Source organism: Pseudoalteromonas sp. R86517 (genome assembly GCF_042466295.1).
Lineage (GTDB): Bacteria > Pseudomonadota > Gammaproteobacteria > Enterobacterales > Alteromonadaceae > Pseudoalteromonas > Pseudoalteromonas atlantica.
On sequence record NZ_JAXHCB010000001.1, the window covers coordinates 1,941,400 to 1,956,044 of the forward strand.

The window sequence follows — 14,645 nt, forward strand, 5'->3', positions numbered from 1 at the left end:
CGCTTAAGCCCATACAACTATGGGCTAAATTTAAGATAAAAGCTGTGTGCTTGTTCGCATACAGCTTTTTATGCGTGACGCGTTAATTTTGGTTCTAATACCGCCAAAGCTAAACCAAATACAGCTGCAAATAATCCAATAAACTCAAGCCAGGTATTACCTGCATGTGTTATGTAGCGTGGGACAGCATTTGTTGTATAAACACGTTTACCACCCGTCACTTCTTCGACAAATGATTCACCGATATACTCATCCATTAATTTAAAAAGTTCAACACGCCTAGCAAGCATCTCTTTAAGTTTTGCTGTACGCTTTTCAGCACTGGGATCTATTATATAATCTTTCCAATGATTGAAAACATTGAGTGGTTCATCATTTTTAATAATTCCAATTGAGCGATACTCATAAAAATGTTCGTTAAACACATAATTTTTATGGCCTGCATAAAATAGTGCACACCCAAACGAAATTAAAAACATTGCTAAATAAATCAATTTACGCTGAGTTACTGAAGTGCTCACAGCTTTATTTTTATACCACTGCTCAACATCCGGTATCTGCATAAGCCTGGCTTTATCATGACTTGATACAAGCGGCTTCATAAACTCATCAATTGAAAGATCTAATGCTATCAATAAAGATCTAAATATTTCATTCGAGGGAATTGATTTATCGTTTTCAAGTTTTGATAAATAACTCTGCTCTATCCCTACTTGCTGAGCGAACTCTGGTTGGCTCAATTTTTTATTATTTCTAAGCTGCTTTACTTGTTGACCTAGTGTGCTCATTTTAGTGCTTCCTTTTTTAAAGTGAGACTAGATTCTTGGCTATTCATGCAGATATAAGAAGCTGAATATTAAAGAATAGGCAGGAATATTAGCAGGTTAGCATTAAGTAGTCGATTTTTTAGCTGATAGATGATAGATGATAGCTGATAGCTGATAGCTGATAGCTGATAGCTGATAGCTGATAGCTGATAGCTGATAGCTGATAGCTGATAGCTGATAGCTGATAGCTGATAGCTGATAGCTGATAGCCAAAGGGTAATTTATAAAATTATTTAACCAAGGATTTTATAAGCTTGTTATTGAGGAAATAACAAGTGGCGGAGTGGACGGGACTCGAACCCGCGACCCCCGGCGTGACAGGCCGGTATTCTAACCAACTGAACTACCACTCCGCAGTGGTATGTGCATGGGGTAATGCACTTACTAATTTTGTTACGATATCAAATGGCGGAGTGGACGGGACTCGAACCCGCGACCCCCGGCGTGACAGGCCGGTATTCTAACCAACTGAACTACCACTCCGCAGAGATATCATATTACTTGTCATTACTAAATTTGTTGGCGGAGTGGACGGGACTCGAACCCGCGACCCCCGGCGTGACAGGCCGGTATTCTAACCAACTGAACTACCACTCCAGCATACAAATTTTGTAACATAACAGTGTTTAAATAGTGGCGGAGTGGACGGGACTCGAACCCGCGACCCCCGGCGTGACAGGCCGGTATTCTAACCAACTGAACTACCACTCCAGCGCGTATTTAAACTGTTATTTTTTCTTATTGGCGGAGTGGACGGGACTCGAACCCGCGACCCCCGGCGTGACAGGCCGGTATTCTAACCAACTGAACTACCACTCCATAATAAGAATATGCTTTACAACCATATGTTGTGTAAGTGTTGGCGGAGTGGACGGGACTCGAACCCGCGACCCCCGGCGTGACAGGCCGGTATTCTAACCAACTGAACTACCACTCCAGCGTCTACTTACAAATTGTCGAAAATTGGCGGAGTGGACGGGACTCGAACCCGCGACCCCCGGCGTGACAGGCCGGTATTCTAACCAACTGAACTACCACTCCGCATTTTCGTTTCTGCTTAGGTCTCCCTTTGCAGCGGCGTGAATAATACGAATCAGCCCCTACTTCGTCAAGGGCTTTTTTGTTTTTTTACAGGTTTTTTAGTCATCTGACATCGAAAGGTTTAAAATTTCACCTGATTTGTCACTTTTTGAGCCATTTTTGCCGACTTGATTTTTTTCTGCATCGGCGTTGCTCTCATCGTTTACTTTCTTTTTGTTTAAAAAAGGCAGTTTAAAGTTAAATTTGATTGGCTTTTTCTGTACAAAAATACGAATTGCTAACCACCCTAACAATAAAATGAGCAAATTACAGCCCACGATTAAAGTCACTAATGTAGAAGTGGCCATTTTTTCTTCAACGGGTTCAGCTTCCAAGGCCAGATTTTGATCAATAAGCGTAGCAGGGTCTATTTCGGGCACTGCTTCTATTGGCCTTTCTATCTCAAATTTGTATGTTGGTATTGTGGCCATAAACTCACGACCGTTTATATTAGTGCCAAAAACAGACAGTTCAACGCTGTATCTTCCCCAATCATAGTTTTTAATTGCTAGTTGGCGTGTATCACCCGCTTGCGCGTCAATTGTAAACATTTGCTCTTCATTGTTAGGGTAATAAATTTTTCCCTGCACAATAACGGTTTCAGGTTTAACTATGTTGCTATCTATATTAATAGATAGCTGGTGATCGTCAGTATCAAGCTCTGCCAGTGCGACCTCAGATTTAAATGGCGGTTCATGCACAATGATAGGGTCTTGCACAATCCGTCGCTGTAATAAGGGAGTCGCTATATAGAGTTCTGGCGTCCACTGCCCTGCAGGAAAGTCTAATTTAAATTCGCCAGTAAACACTCCATCGTTAGGGCGTTCATCAAAGCCGCGGCCATCGTCTTTAAATTCGGCAACTTCTTGAGTGCCTGCACCGAAGTTTGCATAGCTTTCATCGTTAGTACTTACAAAGTCAACGTTTAGGCTAACTACATCTGTGAATAAGTTAGCATCGATAGGCTCATCATCATTTAAAATTTCGCCCGTTATTTTTATTGTCTCGCCTCTAAACAACATAGGAGGTAGTGGCTGTGCTTTTAAAGACACTTCCCCTAACACCACAATGCGGCTGTCGGGCAAAATGCGGCCAATAACTTGCCATGGGCCAGCCATCGGTTTTTTTATGGTGATTAAGTCGTAACTAAGCTCATCAAACCAATCGAGGTTGGGATCTTTAACGGCGTTAGTGGCAAAGTACTTGCTGCCATCGGGTCTGACTAAAATAACCGCGGGCGAACCTGGCTTTCTAAAAAATAGTAAGGTTATTTCGTCTAATTGGCTGTCTATACGAAAACGGTTATCTAGCAGCGGTATTTCATTTTGTTCGCCGTCGCGTTTAAGCAGCTCTACTTGCTTAACGGCAAACGTACTGGCGCTAAACAGTGAGGTGGCGCACAATACAGTTATAAAATACATCGTTTTCATAGTTGGCCTTATTCAGCGCGCCATAAACAGTGGCCGCCTTCTTTGTCTATAAGATCGAGTCGTGCTTCGTGTGCGCTTTGCTCAGCGTCGTTTGCGCGCAATACAACTAAAGGTGCTCGGTCACTACTTAAGCGTCTTATGCCACCAGTCTGTTGCTCGCTGCCGTCATCTTTATTTTGGTTTAAGTTTAGCTTGGTTTGCCCGCCTGTCATGGCTAAGTAAACATCGGCTAAAATTTCAGAATCCAGTAATGCGCCGTGTAATGTTCGTTTTGCGTTGTCTATATCGTAACGGCGGCACAAAGCATCTAGGTTGTTCTTTTGACCAGGATGCAAGTCACGCGCCATTTTAAGGGTGTCGAGAACTTGGCAGTACTCGTGCGTATTTGGGTAGCCTTGGTTAAGCAGCGCAAACTCGTTATCCATATGGCCCACATCGAACGGGGCGTTATGTATTACAAGCTCTGCACCTTTAATGTAGTCAAAAAACTCTTGCGCTATATCGCGATAAAGTGGTTTATCACGTAAAAACTCGTTGGTAATACCGTGAACATCTATTGCTTCTTCTTCAATGCTGCGTTGTGGGTTAATGTAAACATGAAAATTATTACCGGTTAAACGTCGGTTTAATAATTCTACACACCCAATTTCTATAATGCGGTGCCCCTGTTTGGGGTCGATGCCGGTGGTTTCTGTATCTAAAACTATTTGTCTACGTGCCATATCGAATTTAGCCTGACTCTGGTATCTTTCTATAATCACTTTATTGTACATAATATCAAGGTAAAACAGTGCAAAAAACCGTAGAGATTTACACCGATGGCTCATGTTTAGGTAATCCGGGCCCTGGTGGTTATGGTATTTTTATGATTTATAACGGCCACGAAAAAAAATTAAGCCAAGGGTATAAGCTCACCACAAACAACCGTATGGAAATGCTCGCTGCCATTGTTGCCCTTGAATCACTTACCCGCCCTTGCACCGTTAACCTCACCACAGATAGCCAGTATGTTAAGCAGGGTATTGAGTCGTGGATTGCAAATTGGAAAAAACGGGGCTGGCAAACATCGGCAAAAAAGCCGGTTAAAAATGTTGATTTATGGAAGCGACTTGATAGCGCTTGTAGCGAGCACACGGTTACATGGAAATGGGTAAAGGGACATAGCGGGCATAAATATAACGAAATAGTTGACGATTTGGCACGTGACGCTGCAGGCAGTAGCAACCTACTTGATGATGTAGGGTATCAGCCTTAACCCGTTAAAGCTTTCGCACTTTTTAATGCCATGAGTGTAAGGCTCATGGCTGGGTTAAAAAGTGCCTACTTACATTTTTAACTATTATTATTTTTTTGCTCACACTGTTTAAAGTGCTGCTTTGAGGTTTGCCTAAGCCCTGCCCCTTTTACAGGAGAAAACTGCGGCCTTGCATGCCACTTAGGTTTTATAGGCGTAAGCGGAGCCACGCGTTTTCGCGCCACCAGCATATAAACACTCCCCATAGGTTTTAAATACTGTTTGGCAAAACTGCGCCAAAATGCAAACCGTGAAAGCCTGTTACCCCGCGCAAGAGATGAGTAAATAAAGCGCTCATCACTAATAATTTCAAACCCCAATAAATTAAGCCAATCTTTTACCCGCGCAGGCGTAAAAAAACGCCCCGTCCATGGCAGCTTTTGCCCGCTAAAGGGCAGCATTTGCGCCAATCCACATAAACTAAACGGATTAAATCCGGTAATAACAATGTAACCACCGGGTATAAGTGTGCGATGCGCCTCGCGTAATATGTGATGTGGGTCTGAGTGATACTCTAAGCAGTGGCTTAAAATACACGCATCAACACTGTGTTCATAAAAAGGCAGTTCGTCTATATCGGCTATTACACCTGTGTAAGGCCCCTCTTCGGCAACACATACTTGGTGTTTTATAGTGCTTATGCTGGTATTAAGCTCGCCACTTAAATTACCTAATTTAAGCATATGGTAACCAAACATACGCGGCAGCCATTGATCCATTTTTTGTTCAATGTCAGCACGTAAATAATCCCCATGAGGGAACTGCTGCCATGACAGCGGTTTGGGTCCTTCTTGAAAACTAAGGGCTGGTTTCATTTTTATAGCTCGTTATACTAGGTGTTACCCGTCACTTTATAGAGCAAATTAATATGGTGCAAGTTAAAGCAATTAAAGCATTTTCTGACAATTATATTTGGTGTTTAACTACCCATAATAGCGACCTAGCGTGGGTGGTTGACCCAGGCGACGCCCAGCCCGTTATAGCGCATTTAGCAGAGCATAACTTACAGCTTGGTGGCATTTTAATTACCCATCATCACAGCGATCATACCGGTGGCGTAGCCGAGCTTGTAAAACAGTTTTCAAACATTGCAGTGTACGGTCCTATTAACAGTCCGTTTGCGGGGATCACCAATACACTGGTTGATGGCGATAGCATTGAGGTATTGGGTACGCGTTTTAACATTATTACCACCCCTGGCCATACCCTTGATCACATTTGTTATATTCATGAAGAGTTGGCTTTTACAGGCGATACCCTTTTTAGTGGGGGCTGTGGGCGATTATTTGAAGGGACGCCTGAGCAAATGTGGGAGTCGTTTAATAAGCTGCGTGAGCTACCTAAAACCTGCAAAGTGTATTGCACGCATGAATATACGCAAGCCAATTTAGCATTTGCAAAAGCCGTTGAGCCGCGTAACCCTGAGCTACTCCAATACAGCGATAAAGTAGATGCACAGCGTGCTAAGGGCGAAATTACACTGCCAAGTACAATAGGCCAAGAGCTTAAAGTTAATCCGTTTATGCGCAGCGACCTACCTACTATTACAGAATTAATTCCAAAAGAATTTGTGTTGGTTACAAAAAACAATGAACCATGGGAAAACTTTGCAAGTCTGAGACGATTCAAAGACAACTTTTAGTTAAGATATGTTGACCTGTTGTAATTAATTTTGCAGCATCGTGGTTAGGTATATCCTAGGTAAAACCATTGGTTTAAAAATAGCGAATGGTTTTATCAACATGTTAAAGTTGGTCGTTAAGTGGCAATGTTGACTCATAACGGGTAGTATTCGCCGAGTTTTTTTACCTGATGTATTGGTATATATGAATAAATCTCCTCTATTAATTGCCTTGGCGCTTGCGCTAAGTGGTTGTCAAACATTAACAACCGTAGATTCAGACGCACAAGCTGCTACCCAAGCAAATAAGCGCTTAGAAGGCGCAAGCCCTAACGATATTAACAATGCATTGATGGTAAACGCCCAATATCAACACGTTGAGCAGAGCGAAGACGCCCCCGTTTTTGACGATGTGTGGGAGCGCATTCGCTACCAACTGTCTATTGATGTACCGCAAAACCGCCCTGTTGTTACCGAGCGTAACTACTATGCGCGTCATCAAGCTTATTTAGACCGCATTTCAAAACGCGCAGAACCTTACTTACACTTTATTGTTGAAGAAGTAGAAAAGCGCGAAATGCCTATCGAAATTGCCCTTTTACCTATTGTAGAAAGCGCGTTTGACCCATTTGGCTACTCTAATCGCAGTGCTTCGGGTATTTGGCAATTTATGCCAGCCACTGGTGAGCGTTTTGATTTAAAACAAAACTGGTGGTACGACGGCCGACGCGACATAGTGCAATCTACGCGTGCTGCCCTTGATTACTTATCGTATTTACACAAAACCCTTGAAGGCGATTGGTTAAACGCCATTGCCGCTTATAATTCAGGCGAAGGGCGTTTAATGCGTGCGATTAAGAAAAATCGTAAAAAGCATTTACCAACAGACTTTTGGTCTCTCGACTTACCAAGCGAAACCACCGCGTATGTACCAAAGCTTTTAGCCCTTGCCGATTTATTAAAACGCGCTGATGAGTTTAATGTAAAATGGAAACCGGTTATCAACGCGCAAGTTGTAGAAGTGGTTGATGTAGGCACGCAAATTGACTTAGCACTGGCCGCAGATATGGCCGATATGACTCTTACTGAGCTATACAGGTTAAACCCAGGCTTTAACCGCTGGGCGACCGACCCTAACGGTCCGCATTTTTTACTATTACCCACCGATAAAGCGGAACAATTCAGCCAAAAGCTGGCGCAAACCGATGTTAAAGACCGCTTACGCTGGCAGCAATACACCGTGGCGCGCGGAGATAGCCTATCGGTTATTGCTAAAAAGTTTACCACCAGCACCAGTGCGATTCGCTCGCTTAATAAATTAAAGTCAAACACCATACGTATTGGCCAACAGTTATTAGTACCCTTAACCGATGGCGCAATTAATAGTGAACATTTACCTAAGCAAATGCGTTTAGCTGCTAATAAAGCCACCCGTACTAAGCTGTCGCACACGGTTAAAAGTGGCGACACCCTGTGGGACATTAGTCGCGAATACGATGTCACCATGGATGAACTGGCCTCGTGGAATAAACTGAAGAAAAACTCAGTATTGCGCTTAAATCAAAAGCTCACTGTTTATAAATCCGCGAGTAAACCACAAGCAACTGCAAGTACTAATCGCACCATTACGTACAAAGTACGCCGTGGTGACTCGCTTGCACGTATTGCGTCTAAATTTAATTTAACCGTAAACGAAATTATTAAGTGGAATAACTTAGCCGGCCAAAAGTATTTACAGCCTGGCCAAAAGTTAAAGCTTAAGGTTGATGTAAGAAGTAGTTAACCTACGGTTTAATAATTAAAAAAGGAGCGCATGCGCTCCTTTTTTTGTACATATAAGCAGTTAATACCAATTCGCTTAATTAAATGCTCTATTTTGAGGCCGGAAAAACGTGTTAATAGCTAGGCAATAAATTCGCTATTTAATTGTTCTCGGCAATTGCTCCTGCATGGCTCTACCTTCTGCATCCATCAGTCGTAAATGAGCATTTTTTAACGCAGCTAGCGACACATTTAACCCCGCAAAATGATTAAGCATTATTGCGCATTGGTGTTACTAAGCTGGTAATTTTTCAAGCCATGCTTTTAACCACGGCTGTGCTACAGGCCATGGCTCAAAGTCTTCGCAGGCATCTATTTCTAAACGGTTTCCTACCGGCTTAGCCTGCAAGTCACGTAGTAGCTCATCAAAGCTGCGCCCTGCACCGCAAAACGTATCGCCGTAGCATCTATCGCCCATGGCTATAACACCAAATGGCTTATCGGTTAGCATCGGAAATGTGCTATTCATAGCAAAGTAGAGCCCTGCTAAATTGCTAGGTACATCGCCTTGCCCTGTGGTAGAGGTAACAACTAATATATGTGAGGCGTTTTTAATATCATCAAGTGAGGCCTCACTAATAACGCTCGCAGTGTGCCCCGCTTTTTCAATTGTATTTGCAACATCATAGCTTAAACGTTCTGCACCGCCGTTAACGCTGCCTACAAAAATACTAATATGTGCCATTAATAATCCTTTTCTTGCTGTGGCCAACCTAGTTGCTTACATATACAAAGCATGTCTTCACCTAGTGGCGCTTTAATTACGATGGGTTTATGCGTGTAAGGGTGCACAAAACTAAACTGCGTTGCAAATAGCATTAACCGCCTCAGTGCAAAATGCTCCCTAAAAAATTGATTATGCTGGTTATCACCATGGTTTACATCACCAATAATAGGTATTGATAAATGATTAAGGTGGCGCCTAATTTGATGCTTTCGCCCCGTTTTTGGGAAACACTCTACGAGCGAGTAACGCACCGTGGGGTATTTACCAATAGGAATTGGTAGCGTGGCTTGATGCAGACAATTAAATTGCGTTTGCGCCGCTTGTGGCGCTTTATTTTGCGAGGCAAATTTGTCAGCTATTTTATCAAGCTCTTCTTTTAACGGTTTATCTAAAAACACCGATTCAGGCGCAAAACCACGTACAAGCGCTAAATAACGCTTTGTAATAGTGCCTTCAATAAATAGCTTGTTCATGTCTCGGGCAGATTCTGAACTTAAAGCAAATAGCAGCACACCTGATGTTGGTCTATCTAGCCTGTGCACCGGAAATACATGTTGCCCTAATTGGTCGCGCAGCATTTGCATTGCAAACTGGGTTTCGTGTTTATCTAAAAAAGAGCGATGAACCAATAAGCCTGCGGGCTTATCTATGGCAACAAAGTATTCGTCTTGGTAAAGAATATTAAGCTCGCCGTACTCTACAGGTTCTCCCTTTTCAGTCATGGGGTTTACCTAAAAAAGCATCAAGTTCACTAAGTAGCGTTATAATTTCGCCGCTGCCGGTTTTACCCACTAACGCCATTTCAGCCATAGGCGCAATGGCAAAATTTTGCGGCAATGGTTGGCTGAGCGTTATTAACTGCTGCATTTTTTTAATAAATACAAACTGTAACCATTGCTCAAATGCCATGGTATCGTGACAAAAAGGCACTTGAGATTGTAATTTATGCGCCTCTATTGGCGTGCTTTGCCACAGCTTGTGTTTTTTTAAAAGTGTGCTTAATTGGTTTAAATAAGCCTGCGTTTGCTGATACATAACCACTCTTCTTTTTACGTTATAGGGCAATTATACCCTGTTCCCTCAATGCCTGCTATGGCGTATAATTAAGGTAACTTTGCAGTAAAAACAATTGAGATAACGATGAGCGAACACATAGCGACACTTGGCCAACTTTTAGATGGCGCCGGTACACAATGGCGTGCTTTTGATATTGGTAGGCATATTACTAAGCTTGATAAAAAACAGTTTTTAGCTATTGAGCAAGCGCAAGTTCCTTATCCTTATCCGCTTGCGGGGCATGCATGGCTGGCTATTCAATTTTGGGATAGCAAAGCAAGTAAAGAACCTTATGTATGGTTTTTAAAGTTTCCACTTGATGAGCAAAGTAAATTAGTGAGCGCGAGCCGCGATCATTTCGCTAATATGGTAATTGAAGCCCTAGGCAGCGAGATTACCGGCGAGCAAGCCGATGGTAAGCTAGATAATAACCCTTATGTGTTTACCCCTAATGCAAATAAATTAGCGGCTTTTAACGCCCAACTTAAAGTATTGTTAAAGCAACCAGCCTCTAAATATTACGAGCACACGCAGCTGTACTTTAGTGGCGCTTTAGGTTTTGATGATTGGCAAAGCGTTGCGCTACAAGGGATTGCCGATTTTGCACTGCGCTTAAATAACGACAACAACTTAGCAAACTTGCAAAAAGCTTGGCCGCATTTACCACTAGAGGTATTGCAGCCTTTGAGCGCCATGCTTGAGCATGTTGAAATACCGCCATCACTCAGTGAGCTTTTAGTCGCCTATGGCCACACTGCCATTGAAAATAACGATACAATTGCACTAACTGCCGCACTGCGCTCACTTTCAAAAGGCCAAGCCCAAGGGCTGTGTACACAACTAGTAGATGCTGCATTAAGCTCATCTGTTGGCACTGATTCAGATGTACTTTTAACGATTGCAGGGCGATGCTTTTCTCAACTAGAAGAGCCTGAGCGCTTACATATTTTTATGGATAATTGTGCGCACCACCAGCAAATTGCCGAGCTATTTCCCAGTATCTTTGCTGATTTAGTTGCAATACCCACTATACGCCCACATTTATTAGGCTTATTACGTAAAGAAAACCGCAGCGAAACGCTCGCTCGCGCAATTGGAAGGTTGTTCTCTTAATGGCTACTTTGTGGACGTTTATCGCCATTGGCGCTGTAATTTACTTATTTTGGCTAAACCGAAAAGTAGCAGAAGCTGCTAACAGTCATGCCGCGCGCCAAGCTGAGCAATTACAGGTTCAGTTAATGAGCGTAGCGTGCACAAAACGCCGCTTTGGCATTTTAAAAAATGGCAAACCGGGGATCAAAAGCGAATTTATGTTTGAGTTTTCAAGTGATGGCGAAAATGCCTATCAAGGTATTTTAATTATGGAAAATGAAATGCTAAAAAGCGTTGTTGTGCCGCCACACAAAATTTAACTTTAATCGTTAAAACCGGTGGGGTTAAAGTGAACCACTAAAATAAGTTAATACATAAAACTAAGGCGTAACAAAAGTTACGCCCCACTCTTACAGCATCCTGCTTGTTATCCTTGACCCAAAATCCGTATTATCATCCCCTGAACGAGTAAACAACCCTATTTACCCTCAACATTGCATCCTGCAAAATCCATAACCATCCTGGCTAACCCACGTAAACTAACGCTTGGCTACTTACTGTAGCATCATCCTTGGTCATCCTTTTAAGTAGCTCCTGCCACTTTAAATGCATCCTGCATTTTCCACTTGCCGCCTTGGCCATCCTGCGTAAACTAACGCTCCTGCTACTTCCTGTAGCCTCATCCGTAAATATCCTTAAGTAGTTCCAACTACTAAGCGCTTCATGCACTTCCTAGTTCGTCCTTGCGTCCTTTTTAACTTGTCCTTTATGCTTCCTGCTAGCATCTGCTATGTTGCCTATTCCGTATCCTTGGCAGTAGCTTAGTCATTAAGCTATGTCGTCTTGACAAGTTAAATATTACGCGAGTTTGGGTTTCATCCTACTAGGTAAACAAAATTAATTTTTCGTAATATATATGAAAAAATATAAAACCCAATACTAAACAAAGGCTTACCCTTTTAAAGCTGCATTTATGAACGACCGTAACTGATAATGCGCACGTCAATGTAAGATATATCTCACGGGCATATGTCCGTAATGGCGCTTATCGCTTACAGACTTACTTTGCATATGGTTTAAAAAGAAGCTCTCCGGATACTTTATTAAAGGCAAGTGCTTTATAAGTGCTAAATCCTTCTGATTTAAAAAACGTATTATGCTCTTGGCGTGTAACAAAAACGGCAAGCCCTTTAGCTCCTGTGTTTTTAGTTGCTAAATCATCTAAGCCTCGTAACAGGTAGCGCCCAAGCCCGTGGCCTTGCACGTGCGGGTCTACCGCAATAAACGCTAAATAGTAGTAATCGCCAATCTCATTAAGCGCAGTGCGTATTGTTTGCTCTTTTTCTATTAGTTGGTTGGTTTGCAAATACCCTGCGCTCAGCATTAGCTTTAAGCGCCAATGCCAATAACGCTCTGGTTGTAATTGGCTGCTTGACTCAAATACACACGCCACCGCTTTTAATTTATCATCGCGGTACAAGCCTATTAATGGCAGTTTTTCTTGCCAAAAAGCACTGAGTTCTTCGCGTATCACTGAGCGTAATTTTTTCTCGTAGGCAGCCATATTATGTTGATCATAACCTAATAAATTTTGAAGTAGCGGATCATCATGATAGGCCTGATAGATTAAACTCCCTGCAGTGCTTATATCTTCAGGGGCAAGGTATTGTACGCTTAATGTGTGCTCATTAGAGGTGACTGTCATTATGTATCCTTTTTGCTTTACTACCCTCAACGTTGCCAAACTATTTACCGTATATAAAGTAATTAGCAATTGAATGGCGAAAATGTTTATCTATACTGCAAGTTAACTATATACCTAAAGCAAAAATACCGTCAATTCAGCGAGAGTTTAACTAGCAAAGCCTATAGTCTGGCTCTAAGCTTGGTTTAATTTAATCAGATGGAGTAATAATATGGATACGACAAAACACGATATGAAAACGTTGTTTGCACAATTGGGTTTACCTAGCTCAGAACAACAGATTGACGATTTTATTGCTTCTCACTCACTAGAAGACACAACGCTTTTACAACAAGCTCCTTTTTGGGATGAATCACAGCAGCATTTTTTAGCAGAATCGCTAGCAGAAGATGGCGCGTGGAGCGAAGTAATTGATGAACTTGATGTGAGGCTTCGCCAAGAAGGTAAGTAATACTAATTTGCTTAATTATGCGACCTATTTTGAGGTTCGATAAGCGTGTTTACAGCTAAACAAGAACTCACTATTTGCTTGTTCTAAATGAAAAATTTTTAACACAGGTAGCGACCCGTTTAGCCCCGCAAAATGATTAAGTATTATTGCGAATTGGTATAATCCCCCCTCTGCTTATACCAAGGCTTTATGCGCCTTGGTATTGTTGCTACTATAGCACCCGCGCAGCAAACACTTGCTGCGCTTATATATTAAAGAGTTACAAATCTAATGAATGCAGTTGTATTTGATGCAATTAAAGTCCTTCTTGATGAAGGCAAAACCCCTACTGTTGCCCTAACTAAAAGCCGTTTAGCACAACCTGTGCCTATGCCGGTTATTATTGCCGCAGTAAGCCAATATAAAAATAATCCTGATTCAATTCATAATTTAATGAAAAACCCTGAGCAGAGCATCGTTGAGCCTAAAACATCTCAACTCGATCGCATTGAGAAAAAACTCGATAGGTTGCTAGCCCTGTTAGAGCAAAAATAATTTGAGACTATAAATGTTCGTTGTTGATTTAACGTTTGACTGCTACCAAGACACCACCCTAGAGCACGCTGAGCAAGCCATTAACCGATTAGTTAATGCACTGCGTTTTAACGGCCAAATTATGGGTGAAGAATTCCCAACTGTACTAAAAGATGGCTATTTTATTACCCGTGTAATGTGCCCAACCGAAGACGCCATGCACCCATTAAATAATAGCCCTTTTGTAAAACACAGTATTGAGAAGCTGCACAGTGCAGGTTTACTTGCTCCTAAAATAAAAGTTATTGGCCAAGACATTCACTCAAACGGTGCCGATACCTGTGAATCGCCTTCAAGCTATATTTTATACACAACCTATGTGCATACCTGTAGCCCACTGTATTGTGGTGATGACTTTTTACCCGTGCCATTATTTACTATTCCGGCCATTGCTAATGGGGATTATAAAACACTCATAAAATGGCAAGAAGATTGGCAAGCCTGCGATCAAATACAAATTAACGGCGCTACTCGGTGTGAATTTCCAGCGCTTGAAGAAATATCAAGCACACAAAGTGACTTATACCGCCGCGGTAAAGACATTGCTAAACGTATTCGCTTTTTAACTCAAAAACCGGTTTATTATTATTTATACCGTGTAGGCGGTGTAGATAAAGCCTCAGAACTTGAGCGTAAATGCCCTAGCTGCAATAGTGAGTGGAAATTGCCAGAGCCGTGGTTTGGGTTATTTGATTTTAGGTGTGAGCCGTGTGGGTTGGTATCTAATGTTTCGTGGGATTTTCAGTAACTAAAAGCCTGCACTTTGCAAAATAAAGTTACACACCTTATACAAAATCAGCTTAATGCATTGCACTAAGCTGATTTTTTAATGCTCGATTAAATTAAGTAAAAGCGGCAAGTAAAGCTACAATATCGTTACTTTTTTCTGTAATAACTAAGCAACCTTTAACGCGTCTTGCAAAGGGCTTATACTGCACAATAATTACTATTACTGCACATTAGTTTAA

At 42.0% G+C, this 14,645-nt stretch carries 16 protein-coding genes and 7 tRNA genes; 8 read left to right on the forward strand and 15 right to left on the reverse strand.

Annotated elements, in window-relative coordinates; translation table 11 throughout:
- Positions 1-68 precede the first annotated feature (68 nt).
- The 10 genes from SJY38_RS08710 to dnaQ all read right to left on the reverse strand — a co-directional run bounded on the left by SJY38_RS08710 (position 69) and on the right by dnaQ (position 4,059).
- Positions 69-788, reverse strand: coding sequence for a helix-turn-helix domain-containing protein (locus tag SJY38_RS08710; RefSeq protein ID WP_377109615.1), 720 nt, complete (start codon positions 786-788; stop codon positions 69-71).
- A gap of 315 nt (positions 789-1,103) precedes the next feature.
- A tRNA-Asp gene (locus SJY38_RS08715) sits at positions 1,104-1,180 on the reverse strand.
- 53 nt (positions 1,181-1,233) lie between these two features.
- Positions 1,234-1,310, reverse strand: a tRNA-Asp gene (locus tag SJY38_RS08720).
- A gap of 37 nt (positions 1,311-1,347) precedes the next feature.
- Positions 1,348-1,424, reverse strand: a tRNA-Asp gene (locus SJY38_RS08725).
- Positions 1,425-1,461: 37 nt separating this feature from the next.
- Positions 1,462-1,538: transfer RNA gene (locus SJY38_RS08730), tRNA-Asp, on the reverse strand.
- 31 nt (positions 1,539-1,569) lie between these two features.
- Positions 1,570-1,646 (reverse strand) — tRNA-Asp (locus SJY38_RS08735).
- Positions 1,647-1,687: 41 nt separating this feature from the next.
- A tRNA-Asp gene (locus SJY38_RS08740) sits at positions 1,688-1,764 on the reverse strand.
- 27 nt (positions 1,765-1,791) lie between these two features.
- Positions 1,792-1,868 (reverse strand) — tRNA-Asp (locus tag SJY38_RS08745).
- Positions 1,869-1,966: 98 nt separating this feature from the next.
- The gene (locus SJY38_RS08750) at positions 1,967-3,337 is read right to left on the reverse strand and encodes a TIGR03503 family protein (RefSeq protein WP_377109616.1); all 1,371 of its coding nucleotides are present in this window, start codon (positions 3,335-3,337) and stop codon (positions 1,967-1,969) included.
- Positions 3,338-3,345: 8 nt separating this feature from the next.
- Entirely contained in the window at positions 3,346-4,059 is a 714-nt protein-coding gene (gene dnaQ, locus SJY38_RS08755) for a DNA polymerase III subunit epsilon (protein ID WP_377109617.1), read from the reverse strand.
- A gap of 68 nt (positions 4,060-4,127) precedes the next feature.
- Between dnaQ and rnhA the strand changes: the two genes are divergently transcribed.
- Positions 4,128-4,592, forward strand: coding sequence for a ribonuclease HI (gene rnhA / locus SJY38_RS08760; protein WP_004585980.1), 465 nt, complete (start codon positions 4,128-4,130; stop codon positions 4,590-4,592).
- Between the two features lie 77 nt (positions 4,593-4,669).
- On the opposite strand, the gene SJY38_RS08765 is transcribed toward rnhA, so the two are convergent.
- The gene (locus SJY38_RS08765) at positions 4,670-5,446 is read right to left on the reverse strand and encodes a class I SAM-dependent methyltransferase (protein WP_055255234.1); all 777 of its coding nucleotides are present in this window, start codon (positions 5,444-5,446) and stop codon (positions 4,670-4,672) included.
- A gap of 53 nt (positions 5,447-5,499) precedes the next feature.
- Between SJY38_RS08765 and gloB the strand changes: the two genes are divergently transcribed.
- Both gloB and SJY38_RS08775 read left to right on the forward strand, forming a co-directional pair.
- Positions 5,500-6,273: a hydroxyacylglutathione hydrolase gene (gene gloB / locus SJY38_RS08770; protein ID WP_055255233.1), complete on the forward strand. Its 774-nt coding sequence runs from the start codon at positions 5,500-5,502 to the stop codon at positions 6,271-6,273.
- Positions 6,274-6,457: 184 nt separating this feature from the next.
- A complete protein-coding gene (locus tag SJY38_RS08775) occupies positions 6,458-8,035 on the forward strand; it encodes a LysM peptidoglycan-binding domain-containing protein (RefSeq protein WP_024033687.1) in 1,578 nt (525 codons plus the stop codon).
- A 273-nt stretch (positions 8,036-8,308) separates the two neighbouring features.
- On the opposite strand, the gene SJY38_RS08780 is transcribed toward SJY38_RS08775, so the two are convergent.
- The 3 genes from SJY38_RS08780 to SJY38_RS08790 are packed head-to-tail and all read right to left on the reverse strand — an operon-like array spanning position 8,309 to position 9,835.
- Complete coding sequence (locus tag SJY38_RS08780; protein ID WP_004585976.1) at positions 8,309-8,758, reverse strand: flavodoxin; 450 nt, start codon at positions 8,756-8,758, stop codon at positions 8,309-8,311.
- Positions 8,758-9,522, reverse strand: coding sequence for a tRNA pseudouridine(65) synthase TruC (truC, locus tag SJY38_RS08785; protein ID WP_377109618.1), 765 nt, complete (start codon positions 9,520-9,522; stop codon positions 8,758-8,760). The genes SJY38_RS08780 and truC overlap by 1 nt, the downstream gene beginning before the upstream one ends.
- The gene (locus SJY38_RS08790) at positions 9,515-9,835 is read right to left on the reverse strand and encodes a YqcC family protein (RefSeq protein ID WP_377109619.1); all 321 of its coding nucleotides are present in this window, start codon (positions 9,833-9,835) and stop codon (positions 9,515-9,517) included. Before SJY38_RS08790 ends, truC begins: the two co-directional genes overlap by 8 nt.
- A gap of 105 nt (positions 9,836-9,940) precedes the next feature.
- Here SJY38_RS08790 and SJY38_RS08795 point away from each other — a divergent pair, with 105 nt between their 5' ends.
- Both SJY38_RS08795 and SJY38_RS08800 read left to right on the forward strand, forming a co-directional pair.
- Positions 9,941-10,969, forward strand: a complete 1,029-nt coding sequence (locus tag SJY38_RS08795) for a DUF3549 family protein (protein WP_024033692.1) — start codon at positions 9,941-9,943, stop codon at positions 10,967-10,969.
- On the forward strand, positions 10,969-11,268 hold the full coding sequence (locus tag SJY38_RS08800) for a DUF3301 domain-containing protein (protein ID WP_004585972.1): 300 nt from the start codon (positions 10,969-10,971) through the stop codon (positions 11,266-11,268). The genes SJY38_RS08795 and SJY38_RS08800 overlap by 1 nt, the downstream gene beginning before the upstream one ends.
- A 740-nt stretch (positions 11,269-12,008) precedes the next feature.
- Here SJY38_RS08800 and SJY38_RS08805 read toward each other — a convergent pair.
- Positions 12,009-12,653 carry a GNAT family N-acetyltransferase gene (locus SJY38_RS08805; protein ID WP_024033694.1) on the reverse strand — a complete coding sequence of 215 codons (645 nt, stop codon included), beginning with the start codon at positions 12,651-12,653 and terminating at the stop codon, positions 12,009-12,011.
- A gap of 211 nt (positions 12,654-12,864) precedes the next feature.
- Between SJY38_RS08805 and SJY38_RS08810 the strand changes: the two genes are divergently transcribed.
- The 3 genes from SJY38_RS08810 (at position 12,865) to SJY38_RS08820 (ending at position 14,425) form a co-directional block, all read left to right on the forward strand.
- Positions 12,865-13,104 carry a DUF2789 domain-containing protein gene (locus SJY38_RS08810; protein WP_004585970.1) on the forward strand — a complete coding sequence of 80 codons (240 nt, stop codon included), beginning with the start codon at positions 12,865-12,867 and terminating at the stop codon, positions 13,102-13,104.
- Positions 13,105-13,374: 270 nt separating this feature from the next.
- Positions 13,375-13,638, forward strand: a complete 264-nt coding sequence (locus tag SJY38_RS08815; protein ID WP_004585969.1) for a hypothetical protein — start codon at positions 13,375-13,377, stop codon at positions 13,636-13,638.
- Positions 13,639-13,651: 13 nt separating this feature from the next.
- The gene (locus SJY38_RS08820) at positions 13,652-14,425 is read left to right on the forward strand and encodes a Zn-ribbon-containing protein (RefSeq protein WP_248450999.1); all 774 of its coding nucleotides are present in this window, start codon (positions 13,652-13,654) and stop codon (positions 14,423-14,425) included.
- Positions 14,426-14,645 lie beyond the last annotated feature (220 nt).